At 41.6% G+C, this 16,393-nt stretch carries 13 protein-coding genes; 7 read left to right on the top strand and 6 right to left on the bottom strand.

Annotated features, from left to right (window positions below; genetic code table 11):
• Positions 1-372 precede the first annotated feature (372 nt).
• From ACM0OR_RS16160 to ACM0OR_RS16140, 5 genes are all read left to right on the top strand, one after another.
• Positions 373-2,004, top strand: coding sequence for an ABC transporter substrate-binding protein (locus tag ACM0OR_RS16160; RefSeq protein WP_414577373.1), 1,632 nt, complete (start codon positions 373-375; stop codon positions 2,002-2,004).
• A 92-nt stretch (positions 2,005-2,096) separates the two neighbouring features.
• A complete protein-coding gene (locus tag ACM0OR_RS16155) occupies positions 2,097-3,122 on the top strand; it encodes an ABC transporter permease (protein ID WP_190701171.1) in 1,026 nt (341 codons plus the stop codon).
• A 100-nt stretch (positions 3,123-3,222) separates the two neighbouring features.
• Positions 3,223-4,044: a DUF3598 family protein gene (locus ACM0OR_RS16150; RefSeq protein WP_414577371.1), complete on the top strand. Its 822-nt coding sequence runs from the start codon at positions 3,223-3,225 to the stop codon at positions 4,042-4,044.
• Positions 4,045-4,203: 159 nt separating this feature from the next.
• Positions 4,204-4,584, top strand: coding sequence for a hypothetical protein (locus ACM0OR_RS16145; protein WP_414577370.1), 381 nt, complete (start codon positions 4,204-4,206; stop codon positions 4,582-4,584).
• Between the two features lie 339 nt (positions 4,585-4,923).
• Complete coding sequence (locus ACM0OR_RS16140; protein WP_414577369.1) at positions 4,924-5,640, top strand: heme oxygenase (biliverdin-producing); 717 nt, start codon at positions 4,924-4,926, stop codon at positions 5,638-5,640.
• A gap of 231 nt (positions 5,641-5,871) precedes the next feature.
• Here the strand turns inward: ACM0OR_RS16140 and groL are convergent, their stop codons facing one another.
• Entirely contained in the window at positions 5,872-7,554 is a 1,683-nt protein-coding gene (gene groL / locus ACM0OR_RS16135) for a chaperonin GroEL (RefSeq protein ID WP_414577367.1), read from the bottom strand.
• Positions 7,555-7,718: 164 nt separating this feature from the next.
• Here groL and ACM0OR_RS16130 point away from each other — a divergent pair, with 164 nt between their 5' ends.
• Positions 7,719-8,801 (top strand): MraY family glycosyltransferase, encoded by a 1,083-nt coding sequence (locus tag ACM0OR_RS16130; RefSeq protein WP_414577406.1) that lies wholly within the window; start codon positions 7,719-7,721, stop codon positions 8,799-8,801.
• Positions 8,802-9,057: 256 nt separating this feature from the next.
• On the opposite strand, the gene fabG is transcribed toward ACM0OR_RS16130, so the two are convergent.
• Positions 9,058-9,813 carry a 3-oxoacyl-[acyl-carrier-protein] reductase gene (gene fabG / locus ACM0OR_RS16125; protein ID WP_414577366.1) on the bottom strand — a complete coding sequence of 252 codons (756 nt, stop codon included), beginning with the start codon at positions 9,811-9,813 and terminating at the stop codon, positions 9,058-9,060.
• A gap of 236 nt (positions 9,814-10,049) precedes the next feature.
• On the opposite strand from fabG, the gene trxA reads away from it, so the two are divergent.
• On the top strand, positions 10,050-10,367 hold the full coding sequence (gene trxA, locus ACM0OR_RS16120) for a thioredoxin (protein WP_414577365.1): 318 nt from the start codon (positions 10,050-10,052) through the stop codon (positions 10,365-10,367).
• A gap of 101 nt (positions 10,368-10,468) precedes the next feature.
• Here trxA and prmA read toward each other — a convergent pair whose 3' ends face one another.
• From prmA to ACM0OR_RS16100, 4 genes are all read right to left on the bottom strand, one after another.
• Positions 10,469-11,389, bottom strand: a complete 921-nt coding sequence (prmA, locus tag ACM0OR_RS16115) for a 50S ribosomal protein L11 methyltransferase (RefSeq protein ID WP_323265162.1) — start codon at positions 11,387-11,389, stop codon at positions 10,469-10,471.
• Positions 11,390-11,645: 256 nt separating this feature from the next.
• Positions 11,646-13,226 (bottom strand): phosphoglycerate dehydrogenase, encoded by a 1,581-nt coding sequence (gene serA, locus ACM0OR_RS16110; RefSeq protein ID WP_414577364.1) that lies wholly within the window; start codon positions 13,224-13,226, stop codon positions 11,646-11,648.
• 384 nt (positions 13,227-13,610) lie between these two features.
• A complete protein-coding gene (gene rlmN / locus ACM0OR_RS16105) occupies positions 13,611-14,678 on the bottom strand; it encodes a 23S rRNA (adenine(2503)-C(2))-methyltransferase RlmN (RefSeq protein ID WP_414577362.1) in 1,068 nt (355 codons plus the stop codon).
• Positions 14,679-14,829: 151 nt separating this feature from the next.
• Entirely contained in the window at positions 14,830-15,228 is a 399-nt protein-coding gene (locus tag ACM0OR_RS16100; RefSeq protein WP_414577361.1) for a hypothetical protein, read from the bottom strand.
• Positions 15,229-16,393: the final 1,165 nt, after the last annotated feature.

Here is a 16,393-nt window from a genome sequence, read left to right as displayed (position 1 = left end):
TAACTGTGATGGCTGTATCAATGTAACTACAATAGTAAAGCAGAAATATTGACTCTTGCAGTTACTACAGCACCTTAACAAACCTAATTGACTTATAAATGTGAATTAATGACAATTTTAATTAATATTTAATTTTTTACATATAATGATTCCCACATTCATGAGGTCAAAGAAGAAAAAATTAACCGCAGATAAAAACAGACCTCATTCATAACCCCTGTTTCTCCGCTATCGTGAATGGTTGAGGATTGCTATATTAGACAACTGGTACTTAGCTGCACTTTAATTCTTGTGCTGTTCCAGGTAAAAAGTTGGTGACTATTGCCACACATATAGTATGATTACTGGCTAATTTTACAAATCAAAGATGCTATGACTGAGTTTTCAATATTAGGGCGAAGATGGGGACGGGTAACAAAATTTCTATCTTTATTTTGTTTATGTTTACTATTAGCGATCGCCTGTACACCCCGACAACAGGTAAACAATACAACTGCTGGTGATGGTCGGATTACTATAGGTACAACATCCAAGCCAAGAACCTTAGATCCAGCCGATGCCTATGAGTTAGCATCCTTGGGTTTAGTGTTTAATATGAGCGATCGCCTCTATACTTACGAACCAGGGAGTACGGAAATTAAGCCGCAATTGGCCACAGGTTTACCAAAAGTCAGTGCTGATGGTCTAACTTATACTATCCCTCTACGCCAAGGTGTGGTGTTTCACGATGGCACACCCTTTAACGCCAAAGCGATGGAGTTTAGTATCAAGCGATTTATTGAAAATAAGGGTAAACCTTCTTTCTTACTAGCAGATACAGTAGACTCTGTAACCGCCACAGGAGACTATGAATTAACAGTGAAGCTGAAAAAGCCTTTTGCAGCCTTTCCTTCATTGCTGGCATTTTCTGGGGTATGTGCTGTTTCGCCGAGTGCTTATGAAATTGGTGCAGGGAAATTTAAACCAGATATTTTTGTCGGGACTGGCCCTTATAAAATAGCCCAGTATGGGACAGATTCACTGCGACTTGATGTATTTGACAAGTATTGGGGAGAAAAACCAGCAAACCAAGGGATTAACCTTCAAATCCAGACCAGTCCTGTTAACTTGTTTAATGCCTTTCGTACAGGTGCTGTAGATGTCGCTTACTTGTCATTACAACCAGATCAAATTCGCAGCTTAGAGGCTGGTGCTAAAAAAGGGGATTGGCAAGCGATTACGGCTCAGGGTAGTGTAGTGAGTTATCTGGTATTGAATCGCAATCAGAAACCACTAGATAAACCAGAAGTTAGACAGGCGATCGCTGCTATAATTGACCGTCCATTATTAAATGAACGGGTTTTATATAGTCAAGCTGATCCGCTTTACAGTATGATTCCCACTACATTCAACGTTTCTCAGCCATTGTTTAAAGATAAATATGGCGATGGTAACTTTGAAAAAGCCAAACAGTTGTTAACTGCGGCTGGTTATTCAAAAGAAAATCCTGTCAAAATTCCAGTTTGGTATCCTTCTAGTTCCCCAACTCGCAGTTTGGCCGCACAAACACTAAAATCTCTGGCTGATACCAAAATGGATGGCATAGTACAACTAGAAGTCAACACAGTAGAAGGGGCAACTTTTTTTAAAGACATTTCTAAAGGTTTATATCCCGCAGCTTTGCTTGATTGGTATCCAGACTTTCTAGATCCAGATAACTATGTGCAGCCATTTTTAGCTTGTCAACAAGGTTCAGAGGCTAAAGGCTGTGAAGATGGTGGTAGTCAAACTCAGGGTTCGTTTTACTATAGCGAAACTCTGAATAAATTGATTGATGAGCAACGTAAAGAACAAAATCCAGAAGCACGGCAGAAAATTTTCGCCCAAATCCAAGACCAAGTAGTTAATGATGTGCCTTACATTCCCTTATGGCAAAACAAAGATTATGTATTTGCTCAAAAAGGTGTAACTAATGTCCAACTTGACCCTACCCAGAATTTGATTTATAGAACCATCAAGAAATAGTTATTAGGTAATTCATAATTCGTAATTATGAATTACCTATTTTCTAAAATTGATTTCTTAAATTTTGAATTTTGAATTTTGAATTTATAAATATGTCTCGATCAAAAGCTCTACAATATTACATTGTTTCTCGCTTGCTCTTAGCACCATTGCAGCTATTAACTATCATTACCATTGTATTTTTATTACTACGAGCTACACCAGGAGATCCAGCAGATGCGATTCTGGGTGGACGTGCGCCGGAAGCTGCTAAAGAAGAATTAAGAAGACAATTAGGTTTAGATTTACCTTTGTGGCTACAGTATCTTAATTACTTAGGTCATTTGCTCCAGTTTGATTTAGGCACGTCTTTGACAAGCAGGGGACAGCAGGTTTGGAATATTATCGGACAACATTTTCCGGCAACTGTAGAGTTAGCAATATCTAGTATGACGGTGGCTCTGATTGTGGGTATCCTGGTTGGTACACTGTCCGCGTCTCGTCCCGGAACAGGTTTTGATATTGGGGGGCGGTTATTTGGGATTATCACCTATGCCCTACCTATGTTTTGGGCAGGTATGCTGTTACAGTTGATTTTCTCAGTGCAATTGGGCTGGTTTCCTAATTCCAACCGCTTTCCGCCCAATCTTCCAGCACCATCGCCAATTACTGGGTTATATACCATTGATAGCTTACTAGCTGGTAATTTTAGCCAATTTTTCGCGGCTTTACACCATTTAGCTCTTCCCAGTCTCACGTTAGGCATTTTGCTGAGTGGCATTTTTGAGAGAATTGTCCGCGTCAACTTAAAACAAACTCTCCGTGCTGACTATGTAGAAGCTGCTAGGGCTAGAGGTATTTCTGAAAACAAAATTTTAGTCTCCCATGCTTTGAAAAATGCTCTGATTCCCGTAATTACTGTTTTGGGTTTAACCTTTGCTTCCTTGCTGGGGGGAGCAATTTTAACTGAGGTGACATTTTCTTGGCCGGGGTTGGCAAATAGGCTATATCAAGCCATTTCTGATCGCGATTATCCCACAGTGCAGGGTGTACTAGTATTTTTTGGTGCGATCGTTGTGAGTGCAAGCATTTTGATTGATATTCTCAACGCTTATGTTGATCCACGGATTCGTTATTAAGCATAATTAGACATCGCCGAAAAATTAGAGACGTAGCAATGCTACGTCTCTACAAGGTTGTGTTGGAAATTTCCAGAAAATATCGCACTTAGCACCAAATATGAATTCTCAATGGGAATATTTGTTAAAAAACCTCGGTGAATGGCAAGGATCATTCACTCGCTTATCACCCCAAGGGGAACTTTTAGAAGATATCAAAAGTGTAGTTTCCTTAGAAGGTCTCAACAATAACCAAACTATTCATCAGGTTGTTCGTCGTCAAGGACAAGCAGATTTAGTTTTAGACTACAGTTCTTTATCCCAAAGTACGCTATTTTTCCCTAATGGAGCATTTTCCCAAGGTACACTTCAGCTTGCACCCTTTGGTGAGTTTGGTGCAGAACTAGGATTAATCCATGAAAATCGTCGCTTACGTCTAGTTCAGTTATTCGATAAAGATAGTCAACTAGATAGACTAATTCTCATTCGTGAACATTTAGCTGGTAGTGAACCAGTAGAAAATCCACCTTTACAAATAGATGACTTGTTGGGAGAGTGGCAAGGTGAAGCTACGACAATATATCCTGATTGGAGTCCCCTTAAGACTGTCTCGACAAATCTCAAACTACAACTTGACGATAATGGGCGATTAATTCAGAGTTTGAGTTTTGGCGAGCATCCCACAATTACCTCTACAGCCACTATTAAGGGTTCTATCATCCTCTTTGACGAAAATCCACAAAAACAGATCCAAGTTTTGCTATTACCTAATGGTGCTTCTGCAACTTCTCCCCTTAAAATGCAGGTACACCAGGGGTTAATTTTAGAAGTGGGTTGGTTAATTCAAGCGAATTTACGCCAACGCATGGTTAGGTGCTATAACAATCAGGGCGAATGGGTAAGCTTAACTTTAGTTACGGAACAGCGCGTAAAAACTAAATAACCATCCTCAATTATTTGGGGAAAGTCAATAAACCCACTTTTTTAAATAAAGCAGGGTTCTGAATCAAATCAGATGACTCTAGTTTTTATTTTCTGACAATCCGAAAAGTGAAACCCTGATTTTGTATCTAAAGCATACAAGCTTTTAGGAATTACTCATATGAACGCAAAAGCTATTTCAGCTATCTTAGCTACAGCTACAGGAACAGCTTCAATATTAACTGCTATTCTAGGAATGCCTAGCTCTGCTCTAGCTAATACAAGAGTATTTAGCTGTAGTGCTAAAAATGTATATGTTGAAGTTTCTCGCCTCAATAATGGCGGTTTACGTTATGCAGCATACAATATTCCTACTACCCTCAACCGTCCTAATCTTTTACTCAATGGTGGAACAGTTAGACGTAATGGAAATGGAGAAGTAGTTTACAGATTTAGAAATGCCAACTTTCTTTATGCTGCTGTTCAAGATCAAGGTTATGGCAAAGTTTTAGTCTACAAAAATAACCGATTGATTGGCACAAACTATTGCGGTGATGTCTAACATCAGTTAAAACTTAAAAAATATATAATTTTAAAAACCCAGGCTCATGAAGTCTGGGTTTTTGATTTTGATTTATTTTCTTGGCATAAAGACTTTAGTCTCTAAGATGAACTTGCTTATTCATGAATTTAAACTAGAAAAATAACTAGAGCTTGCTGAAATAACTAACCAGTAAAAAATTCAACTTACCACTCACTACTCACTAGAATATTTTCTTGCTTAAAAAATTTTAATATAAATTCTCATCAAATAGTTTTAATCTAACTTTTTAATGGCATTTTTTAGCCGTTTGTAATTCACAACTCCGGCAGTTGACCCTTTAAAGTTGAGAAATTTAATATGAGCAGCAATTTAGCAACCAAACTGCGTGTTGGTACAAAAAAAGCACACACAATGGCAGAAAATGTGGGTTTTGTCAAATGCTTTTTAAAAGGAGTGGTAGAAAAAAGCTCTTACCGGAAGTTAGTGGCTAACTTTTACTACATCTACTCGGCGATGGAAGAGGAGATGGAAAAGCACAGCCAGCATCCAATTGTTTCTAAAATTAACTTTCCCCAACTAAACCGTAAGCATACTTTAGAGCAAGACCTGAATTATTACTATGGTGCTAACTGGCGGGAACAAATCCAGTTATCTTCAGCCGGGGAAGCTTATGTAAAACGTATTCGGGAAATTTCAGCTACCGAACCAGAATTATTAATTGCCCATTCTTACACTCGTTACTTGGGTGACTTGTCTGGCGGACAAATTCTCAAAAACATTGCTGTGACAGCGATGAACCTTGGTGATGGACAAGGCACAGCTTTCTATGAGTTTGCAGATATTAGCGACGAGAAGGCATTTAAAACTAAATATCGTCAAACTTTGGATGAACTACCTCTTGATGATGCAGCAGGAGATCGCATTGTTAATGAAGCAAATGCCGCCTTTGGTATGAACATGAAGATGTTCCAAGAATTGGAAGGTAACTTAATCAAAGCAATTGGTGTGATGTTGTTCAACACCTTGACACGCCGACGCACACGCGGCAACACTGAACTCGCAACTGCTGAGTAAAACCAATTCAAAATTCAAAATTCAAAATTCAAAATTAAGAACGGCTGAATTTTGGAGAGTTGGTAAAGGTAAACTTTTGTAAAGTAAGTTTAAGTAAAATTTAGGGGCAGCTTCCCTAGGTTCATCTGCTTTCAGCAGGCGATCGTGGTGAAGTTGCCCCTAATGTTTTGGGACAGGTGACAGGTGACAGGTGACAGAGTAATAAACACCCTGTCACCTGTTCCCTGTTCCCTAGAACATACCCATGCCGCCCATGCCGCCCATGCCACCCATGCCGCCCATGCCGCCCATACCGCCCATGCCGCCCATGCCGGCATCAGGAGGCATAGCAGCTTTCTTCTCTGGTTTTTCCACAATAATCGCTTCAGTGGTTAAAACCATACCAGCAATAGAAGCAGCATTTTGCAAAGCTGAACGTACTACTTTCGCAGGGTCAATAATACCAGCCGCAATCAAGTCTTCAAATTGCCCAGTCGCAGCGTTGTAACCCATGTTGAATGCGCTGTCTCTGACCTTAGAGACGATTACAGCACCTTCAGCACCAGCATTGTCAGCAATTTGACATAAGGGTGCTTCTAAGGCGCGTTTGATAATATCAGCCCCAATTTTTTCTTCTCCCACAAGGCTGTTCTTAATTTCGTCAACCTTGGTAGACAAGTGAATCAAGGTTGTACCACCACCAGGAACGATACCTTCTTCTACAGCCGCTTTAGTAGCGTTGAGTGCGTCCTCAATACGCAGCTTGCGGTCTCTGAGTTCGGTTTCCGTAGCTGCACCCACTTTAATCACTGCCACGCCGCCAGCTAGCTTGGCGATGCGTTCTTGGAGTTTTTCTTGATCATATTCGGAATCAGTTTCTTCTAACTGCTTGCGAATTTGAGTAATCCGTTTTTGTATTTCTGGCTTGGCAGAACTACCAGCAACAATGGTGGTGTTTTCTTTATCGATGGTGATTTTGCGGGCAGTTCCCAGCATTTCCAAGGTAGCGGTATCTAAGTTGAGACCGATTTCTTCGGAAATCATCTGTCCATCGGTGAGAATAGCAATGTCTTGCAACATGGCTTTGCGGCGTTCACCAAATCCAGGTGCTTTAATTGCAGCTACAGCCAATACACCCCGTGCTTTGTTAACTACCAAAGTTGCTAAAGCATCTCCCTCTATATCTTCAGCAATGATCAGCAAGGGTTGACCCAAGCGGGCAACTTTTTCCAACACAGGGACTAATTCTTGGATGCTGCTGATTTTCTTGTCGGTGATCAGAATACGCACATTTTCGTACTCTACTATCATCCGTTCGTTATTGGTGACGAAGTAGGGGGAAATGTAACCTCTATCAATCTGCATCCCTTCCACTACTTCTAGTTCAGTGATGAGAGATTTAGATTCTTCAACGGTGATTACACCATCTTTGGTGACGATTGCCATTGCTTCGGCGATCATTTTGCCGACTTCTTCGTCGTTACCAGCCGAGACAGTTGCCACTTGAGCGATCGCACTACCTTCTACTGGCTTGGCTACTCTGGCAATTTCTGCTACTAGGGCTTCAGTAGTTTTGTCGATCCCCCGCTTCAAGCTAACTGGGTTGCTACCGGCGGCGACGTTCTTCAACCCCTCTTTAATCAAGGCTTGTACCAAAACTGTAGCAGTTGTTGTCCCGTCTCCAGCTACATCTTTAGTTTTAGATGCTACCTCCTGAATTAGTCTAGCTCCAGTATTTTCTAAAGGATCTTCTAATTCAATTTCCTTCGCGACAGTGATACCATCATTAACGATTTGGGGTATACCAAATTTTTTTTCTAAAAGCACGTTGCGACCTTTTGGCCCCAAAGTGATTTTTACAGCATCGGCCAGGGCATTCACACCGCGTTCTAAAGCCCGACGTGAATCTTCATTAAACGAAATAATTTTTGCCATGTTCCCTTTCTCTAGCGTTTCCATTAGACAATTTAGCACTCACTGGTTCAGAGTGCTAAGTACCCAACCGTCTGAAATCACATCTGAAAATCAAAAAAATTGATTAATATACACTTGATGCTCATGTAGGATACTGGCAGTGATGGTTAAATCGGGAGATGAATCTGAACTTCGAGAACTCCCTTAGGTCTATTGGCATTGCTAACCCTAGCGGCACCGGCTGGTTGGCAGTAGTGTTTACGTTTATATTGGCCTGGTTGGTAACTTGGCGTTTAATTCCCACAGTACGTAAATTTGCTTTGCGGGTGGGTTGGGCTGACCAACCAAATGCGCGAAGACTCAACCGAGAACCATTGCCAAATGCAGGAGGTTTAGCTATTTATGCGGGAGTAATTGCCGCATTGGTATTAGCTATACTTTTACGACCCATTGAACTACAAAATGTATTAGCTCAGGTATTGACTATTTTACTGGGAGGTTCAATTCTAGTCTTGGTCGGCTTTATTGACGATCAGTTCGGATTACCCCCCTCTGTGCGCTTGTGGGCGCAAATTATCACGGCATTGTTACTTTTTGCCAATGGTATTAGCGTTGATGTTCCTCTAGGTACGCCAATTGACTCCATTTTTTCAATGTTGTTGACAGTGCTGTGGATTGTCGGTATTACCAACGCTGTCAACTTGATGGATGGTATGGATGGTTTGGCTGGAGGAATCAGTTTTATTACTGCCATGAGTTTACTAGGAGTTTGCGCCCAATTTCCCAATCGTGCAGCATCCACCTTAGTTTTAGCGGCTTTGGGTGGTGCAGCTTTAGGCTTTTTGCGCCATAACTTCCATCCTTCAAGGATCATCATGGGTGATGCTGGGGCATACTTTTTTGGTTATGTGTTGGCGGCAACAAGTATTTTAGGTAACCTACAACGTAATACCATATATGCTCTTGGCCCCTCAATTTTATTCTTGTTGTTGCCAGTGCTAGATACAACGCAAGTATTTATCCGCCGGTTATTAGCAGGCAAAAATCCCCTCAGTACCCCCGGTAAAGACCACCTACATCACCGTTTACTCGCTTGGGGATTCTCCCAACGTCGAGCTGCATTTACTCTGTGGTTAATCACTTTATTGTGCAACTTGCTAGCAATGAGAATCCAAGGTATGAGCTTGGCTGTAATGATGACCACTAGCAGCAGTATCATCCTCCTGCTTGGCTTTACAGTTTGGCAAAGGCTACGCCAGCAGCCTTGAGAGTGTTGAGTAGGGACTGGGAATTTTAGATTTTGCGGAAAGTTCTGTAGGCGGGTTTCCCGCCGTAGGAAACTTTTCAAGACGGATTTTAGATTTTGGATTGAATAATCTAAAATCCACTCATTGCAAATCTACTCATTGAAGGGCTGGGGACTGGGGACTGGGTAGAATTTATGAGACCCGCTAACAATACTCACTCAGCACGGGCTAAACGCCCCGCTACCGCTAACAGCACTCACCACTCACTCACCACTCTCTAAGCCATCACCATCCCACCGTCAACGTTAAACACCTGTCCTGTAATGTAAGCGGCTGCGGGATCAGCTGCGAGGAAGCGTACCATCCCGGCAATTTCTTCTGGTTGACCGTAGCGACCTAGGGGGATGTATTTAAGAATTTCATCGGCTTTGAGGTCGTTTGTCATGTCGGTAGCAATGAAACCGGGCGCAACGGCGTTAACGGTAATCCCACGAGAAGAGAGTTCTTTCGCAACGGTTTTAGTAAAGCCAATCACACCTGCTTTAGCCGCGCTGTAGTTAGCCTGACCTGGATTACCCATTTGTCCAGCCACGGAGGTAATACTAATAATTCTCCCAGAACGCTGCTTGAGCATGATTTTACTAACGGCACGGGTACATAAAAATACACCAGTCAAATTTAGGTCAATTACTGCTTGCCAATCTTCTGGCTTCATCCGCAAAAGTAAGGTATCGCGGGTAATTCCAGCATTATTGACTAAGATATCAATGCGCTTGAACTTGTCCATGACAGCATTGATGAGGGCATCTACCTGATCTGCTTGGGAAACATCAGCTTGCAGCACGATCGCTTCACCTCCAGCACCAGTAATTTCTGATACCACCTTGTCAGCAGCATCACTGGAACTAGCATAGTTAACGACTACAGTTGCTCCATAGGTGGCTAATTCTAGTGCGATCGCTCGGCCAATTCCTCTTGAAGCCCCCGTAACAACTGCTACTTGCCCTTTTAAATTTTCACTTAAAACAGCCATGAACTATTCCTCAAAATTTTTAATTACCGCGCTAATTATTTTATGGTGATTTGTACCTAGAACTGATCAGGAATTCAAAATTCAAAAAAGCATTTGATAGCCAAAATCTCTTTCCTAGTCACCAGTTCTCGATCTCCAATCTATTTCGCAACAATAAAAACAAAATAATGTTACACCGTTTCTAGAAAGCAGACATTAAGATTGAATTCAATCAATAAAAAATTGGTGTGTGTCACATGACTACTAAAAAACAATTCAACAGCTTTGACGAGATGCTGTCTGATTCTGATGTACCTGTTTTAGTAGATTTTTATGCTGAATGGTGTGGCCCCTGTCAAATGATGGGGCCGATTTTAGAGCAAGTAAATACTCAACTAAAAGACCGTTTGCGTATTGTCAAAATTGACACTGAAAAATACACAGAACTGGCCAGTCAGTATGAAATTTATGCTCTACCAACACTAGTATTGTTTAAGCAAGGTCAACCAGTTGATCGCATTGAGGGTGTATTGCAAACCCCGCAGTTAGTCCAACGTCTGCAAGGTTTACTTTAACTAATGTTAAGTTTAGAGGCGTGAAAATTCACGTCTCTAAATATTATTTTTGATGAATTTCACACCGACTAAAGATTTTTTGATCACGTTACTAAATAAAGTTAAGAACGGCGCACATTTAAACAACACCACTCTTTGCGTTTCCACATAGTAGCGACGACCCAACCATGTTTTTCTAAAGCCTCAGCTACAGAGTTTGATTGTTCTATTAAAATCCCACTGAAAATAGCCCAGGTGCTAGATTTACATATTTCGGTAATTTCTGGTACTAGTTGAATAATCACATCAGCCAAAATATTGCAGACGATACCATCTACTGGCCGTTCAATTAGTTTTTTTAAAATGTCTACGCTACCTTCTGCTGGTACTATGCGTTCCGGGCTAACTTCATTGAGTGCGCGATTGCTAAAAGTTGATTGCACTGCTAAGGGGTCTGTATCCACCGCATAGGCTTTCTCTGCTCCTAATAGCACTGCCCCGATTGACAGGATACCAGAACCACAACCAATATCCGCAACTATTACAGGCTCTCGTTTACCACCTGTTCCCATAAAAGACTGCGGGACTTCACTTAAACGCATCTCTAGAGATTCCAAACACAATTGAGTGGTGGCGTGATTACCTGTCCCAAAAGCTACACCTGGGTCAAGACGAATAACTAACCTGTCTGAGTTTTCTGGTAATGGTAGCCATGCGGGGTTGATGAGAAAGCGATCGCCTATTTCTTGAGGATGCCAGTATTGTTTCCAACTAGTTGCCCAGTCTTCTTCATCAATTAGCTGCCAATTCAAGGTGGGACTAGATAATCCTACACATAGGGCATCTTGGCGCAGCCAAAGCCCCAATGCAGCTAAATCTAGTAACTCTGCTTGAAAGATTGGTAAGTAACCCTTGACTAAGCAGTCAGTCCCCTTACTTTCACTAGCCGAACCCCGACAACCAAAATCCTCCAATCGCCAAAAAACAGAGTCTTCTAACGCTGGTTCACATAAAATCTGTAGTTCCCACCAAGTGTTTGCCATTTTTCAGTGCTGAGTGCTGAGTGCTGTTAGCGGTAGCGCGGCGTTTAGCCGGTGCTGAGTGCTGAGTAATGAGTAATGAGTGCTGAGTGCTGAGTGCTGAGTAATGAGTAATGAGTAATGAGTAATGAGTAATGAGTTATTTTGTTGATTGCTAACTTTTCACTCCTAACTTTTCTTTTCACCGATTACAGGCGAAATTAATCACATCTGTACTCAAAACTCCTTACTCAGCACTCCCTACTCAGCACTCAGCACTTTATAAAGTTACTGTATACGCATCCCGGATACCGGGTACTTTGGTAATCTCAGTTAAAATCCCGTCTGGTAAGGGATCATCAATGCTGAGAGCCATGACTGCATCACCACGGACGATTTTGCGACCTACCTGCATACTGGCAATATTGACATTAAAGCTTCCTAATAGAGAACCTAGTTTGCCAATAATTCCTGGCATATCACGGTGTAAGGTAAACACCATATATTTACTAGGTGGGACGTTAATGGGGAAACCGTCAACATCCGTCAGGTGAATTTCCTTGTCACCTAACAATGCACCAGTTACAGAATGAGTACCTAAAGTACCTGTGGCTTCTAAACGTAATGAGCCGGCGTAATCACGGGCGGAAGCGTCGCGGGTTTCGATGACGCGAATTCCTCGTTCTTTGGCTTCGATGTTGGCGTTGACGTAATTTACCCGTTCTCTGAGGGCTTGATAAAGTAAGCCTTTGAGGGCTGCAATTACTAGAGGCTGACTCTTGTTAGTTGCAAGTTCCCCTTGGAGGCGGACGGTGAGCAACTCTACTCTTCCCCCGGCTAACTGTCCTACCAATTTCCCCAAGGTTTCTGCAAGCTGCATATAGGGTTTGAGTTCTTCCAAGACATCGGGGCCGAGTCCGGGAATGTTAACGGCGGAACGGGCGGGTAGTCCTAGAAGTACGTCGCGGATTTGTTCAGCTACGTCTATGGCTACATTCACTTGAGCTTCTGCTGTGGATGCGCCTAAGTGGGGAGTAAGGATGATCTCTTTGCCAAGCGATCGCAATTCTGATTCACCCAATGGTTCAGACTCGAACACATCCAAAGCTGCACCCGAAATTGTCCCAGCTTTAATGGCTGCGGCTAAGGCAGCTTCATCAATGATCCCACCACGAGCGCAGTTGATAATCCGGGCTGTGGGTTTCATTTTTGCCAGGGTTTCGGCATTAATGAGGTGGGTTGTTTCTGGGGTTTTGGGAATGTGCAGGGTGATGTAGTCTGCTTGCTGGATCAACAAATCTAAATCCACCAACTGACAGCCAATTTGTTCTGCTCGTTCTGTAGAAATGAAAGGATCGTAAGCTAGTAGTTTCATTCCCATAGCTTTGGCAACAGCAGCCACATGAGAGCCAATTTTACCTAAGCCAACGATACCAATAGTTTTCTTATATACTTCTGATCCCACAAAAGTTTTACGATCCCACACGCCGCTTTTTACAGAAGCATTAGCATCAGGGATGTGACGAGATAAAGACAACATCATCGCTAGGGCGTGTTCCGCCGCAGCAATGGTATTGCCTTCGGGGGAATTAACTACAACAATGCCTCTGCGGGTAGCAGCAGGCACATCTACATTATCTACACCAACACCGGCACGACCGATGATTTTCAGCTGAGTACCTGCTTCGATAATTTCTTGAGTTACCCGCGTTCCCGAACGAATCATTAACGCGTCGTATTCACCAATAATTTCTATTAGTTCTGCTGGTTTGAGGCCTGTATTGACATCAACAGTAGCAACTTGCGAGAGAATGTCAATACCAGCCTGGTCAATAGGATCGGAGACGAGAACCTTAGACATGATTAAATCATTAGATATGAGTTAGGAGTTTTGCTGCGCAAGACTTTTTAGTTTAGTCTTTATTCGTGGCAGTTCAGCAAAAAATATTTGTTTTAATATCAACTCATGCTGCACTTACACCTCTTAAGACGAGGATAACAGAGTATGAGGTACAAGAATAGTCTGGTACTTCCTCGTATGTATCTCAAGATGAGTAGCTGCTGACACCATCTTTCAGATCAACCATGACTAGCACTTTTACCCAAATTTTAGCTAACGAATATCTTATCCGTTAAAGTCGCGCCTAACCCACCACAGTCAGGAGGTGCGTTACGGCTCATTGGTACTCGCTCAAACTCTCAAATCTTCGCAGAGCCGTAACACACCCTACTTAATATTGACTAATTACGAATTACTTATTCTCAATTGTCCACAGGCGGCATCAGCTTCTAAACCACGGGAATAGCGGACGCTAACAGCGATGTTTTGCTGTTGGAGAACTGTGACAAAAGCTTGAATCCGATCGCTCTTAGGACGTTTATACTCAACTTCCTGAATGGGATTGTAAGGAATCAAGTTGACATGACATTGAAATCCCCGTAGACGCTTGGCTAGTTGTAAGGCGTGTTCTGGTAAATCATTCACCCCAGCCAGCAAGATGTATTCAAAACTTACCCGTCTGCCAGTAATTTCCACATATTCTCGACATTCAGCCATTAAATCTTCGATGGGATAGGAACGCGCACTGGGAATAAGTTGTTCGCGCAGTGCTTGGTTGGGGGCGTGGAGACTCACAGCTAGGGTAACTTGCAGATGGTGTTCGGCTAACTCACGGATGCGATCGCGGATTCCTACAGTAGATAAAGTTAGCGATCGCTGTCCAATCCCCACATCTTGATTTAAAGATTTAATTGCGCCTAAAACATTCTCAGTGTTTAACAACGGTTCACCCATGCCCATAAAGACAACATGACTCACCCGTTGCTGAAAATCTTCTTGCACTGTTAATACTTGATCAACAATTTCGTGTCTGCCCAAATTACGTTTGTAGCCACCTTTCCCCGTAGCGCAGAAATCACACGCCATTGGACAACCCACCTGGGTAGATACGCAAACAGTTAAACGCTTATCTGTAGGAATCCCGACGGTTTCCACGATTTGCCCATCAGCTAGTTGCAAAAGATACTTCACAGTGTCATCTGTTGCAACAGAACGGTAGTGAATCTGAGAACGTCCGATGGGGATATCTGCAACATCTGCTCGCCATTGCTTCGGAAACGCAGAAATATCAGCTAGAGATCGCACTCCCTTGTGATAGATCCAATCATGGAGTTGCTTCCCTCTGTAAGCAGGTTGTCCCTGCTGCTGTACCCAAGCAGTTAACTCCGTCACCGAAGCACCGAGTAAGGGCGGCAAAGTTGTTGTTTCTGGGATGCTTGAGTTAACTGGGGAAACAAGAGGCATAGCAGACATAAAAAATCACAAGTTGATGCTGAATCTCTATAGTACAACTTTCAAATCAAATTGGTCGTGAATATATATTGATGCTGGGTGCGATCGCCTCATCATCAATATTCTGTTTTTAGCCCTACTCCCCACTCCCTAACTTCAAGACAGAGTTGTATTACTCAGCATCGAGAATCTGGTATCGATTATCAAATGTTGCCGAATTCTTCTCGGCTTCCCAAGAAAGCCAGAACATTAGGTACATCCCCAAATCTTGTTTTTTATCTGGTTCGTGATAAATCACAACTTTCTCAGCTTTTTGATATCGCTCTAAAGCTTGTCGAAAGTTCTTCTTTGTAACTTTCTCTCCTAATGCTTCAGATAGTAAATGCCATAAAACACACCCCACATCCTTCTTTATATAATCAAGGCAGTAGCCATAAACATTAGCGAACTCTTCGTATGTCTGATTCTCACAAGCCGCTTTTAACAAGTCACTTTGTAAATCAGTTAAGTGCTTGCCAAATTCTTTATAAACCACTTTGTCTGCAATATTTAATAATTCTTGAGTATTCATCTTTCAACTCCAGCTAATTAATCTAATGCAGAAGATTGAGTAATTTCTACACAAGAAATTACTAATTTTTCTGGAAGTTAAAACACCAATTCATCTATAGCGTTTCCTAATTACATGAGGTCTATCATAGTCCCCTCTTCGTGGGAAAGAGCAGTCTGTTTGTTTCCGCCAAACAGAACTTCGGAAGAGGGGGCTAGGAATGGGTTTCTTGTACCTCACTCAATCGAGAAACGCTATAAATAATTACCCATCTCAAAGTAAAACTGAAAGTAAGAAAAAATTCACCTTGACTTTCCATCAAGCAGCTAGATAGCTATTACCTAATTAGCTGCCAGAGACAATTTAATCATGTGGATGAGATGACTAATAGCTTGGGTTTTTGATTACTGAATTGATACTCTAGCCAAGAGTTAAGGTGTAATTTTATATTAGTGTTGAAGGCAAAAAAAGAAGGATTTATTCCGGAATTTCACTAAATTATCACTTGAGAAAATTTATGATGTCCAAATCCTGAATCAAGGATTATCTGATTAACGAGGCATTAAACATTGTTACTCCAGACATAGCCTCAAATCTTAGCTATGGAAAAGAAAACACACTAACTAAATTCTCAAAAATGCCTAAAAACTATATACATCAATTTATTGATGAATAAGATCAACTCTTGCTGTATATGTGTCAGAGCCTTTTTGATGTCTAACTTTTCTTCGGCAATGCTCTCAATACTCAGCGAATATTATACTTAAATAATAATTATATCGAAAATCAACTACTTTACGTGAGATTTTTTATTTTTTTATAATTTCATTATCTTTTTTTTATAATTTCATTATTTTTGTCTTTAATGCTTTACAATACTTCACTTGCCTAGGGAAATTATCTCTATATTTTATTTTGAAAAAAGTAAAATCACGAATAAAACTAGATTGATCTAAAGGAATCATATTTAATTAGGACTTACAATTAGGACTTACGCAGTGATACGAAAAATCAAGGGTTTGGGGGAGGGTGAAGGGGTATAGGGGTGTAGGTGTTCAAAACCCTTACACCCCTTACCCTCACACCCTTACACCCATTCTTAACAAATAACCTTTGTGCGTAAGTCCTGTTAATATAAGTAGCTAAACAAAATTAATTACATAGTTTTTACCAAATTCTCGGAGAA

This window comes from Anabaena sp. CCY 9402-a (assembly GCF_963920945.1).
In the GTDB taxonomy this organism is placed as follows: Bacteria; Cyanobacteriota; Cyanobacteriia; order Cyanobacteriales; family Nostocaceae; genus Trichormus; species Trichormus minutissimus.
Note: the sequence above shows the minus strand (reverse complement) of the source record. Positions and strands in the feature narration are given on the sequence as shown.

Bases quoted from the DNA above. Each gene is read 5' to 3' on its own strand.
- ACM0OR_RS16160 (WP_414577373.1), top strand. From the start codon at position 373: ATGACTGAGTTTTCAATATTAGGGCGAAGATGGGGACGGGTAACAAAA.
- ACM0OR_RS16150 (WP_414577371.1), top strand. From the start codon at position 3,223: ATGAATTCTCAATGGGAATATTTGTTAAAAAACCTCGGTGAATGGCAA.
- fabG (WP_414577366.1), bottom strand. From the start codon at position 9,813: ATGGCTGTTTTAAGTGAAAATTTAAAAGGGCAAGTAGCAGTTGTTACG.
- serA (WP_414577364.1), bottom strand. From the start codon at position 13,226: ATGTCTAAGGTTCTCGTCTCCGATCCTATTGACCAGGCTGGTATTGAC.
- ACM0OR_RS16140 (WP_414577369.1), top strand. From the start codon at position 4,924: ATGAGCAGCAATTTAGCAACCAAACTGCGTGTTGGTACAAAAAAAGCA.
- trxA (WP_414577365.1), top strand. From the start codon at position 10,050: ATGACTACTAAAAAACAATTCAACAGCTTTGACGAGATGCTGTCTGAT.
- ACM0OR_RS16100 (WP_414577361.1), bottom strand. From the start codon at position 15,228: ATGAATACTCAAGAATTATTAAATATTGCAGACAAAGTGGTTTATAAA.
- prmA (WP_323265162.1), bottom strand. From the start codon at position 11,389: ATGGCAAACACTTGGTGGGAACTACAGATTTTATGTGAACCAGCGTTA.
- groL (WP_414577367.1), bottom strand. From the start codon at position 7,554: ATGGCAAAAATTATTTCGTTTAATGAAGATTCACGTCGGGCTTTAGAA.
- rlmN (WP_414577362.1), bottom strand. From the start codon at position 14,678: ATGTCTGCTATGCCTCTTGTTTCCCCAGTTAACTCAAGCATCCCAGAA.
- ACM0OR_RS16145 (WP_414577370.1), top strand. From the start codon at position 4,204: ATGAACGCAAAAGCTATTTCAGCTATCTTAGCTACAGCTACAGGAACA.
- ACM0OR_RS16155 (WP_190701171.1), top strand. From the start codon at position 2,097: ATGTCTCGATCAAAAGCTCTACAATATTACATTGTTTCTCGCTTGCTC.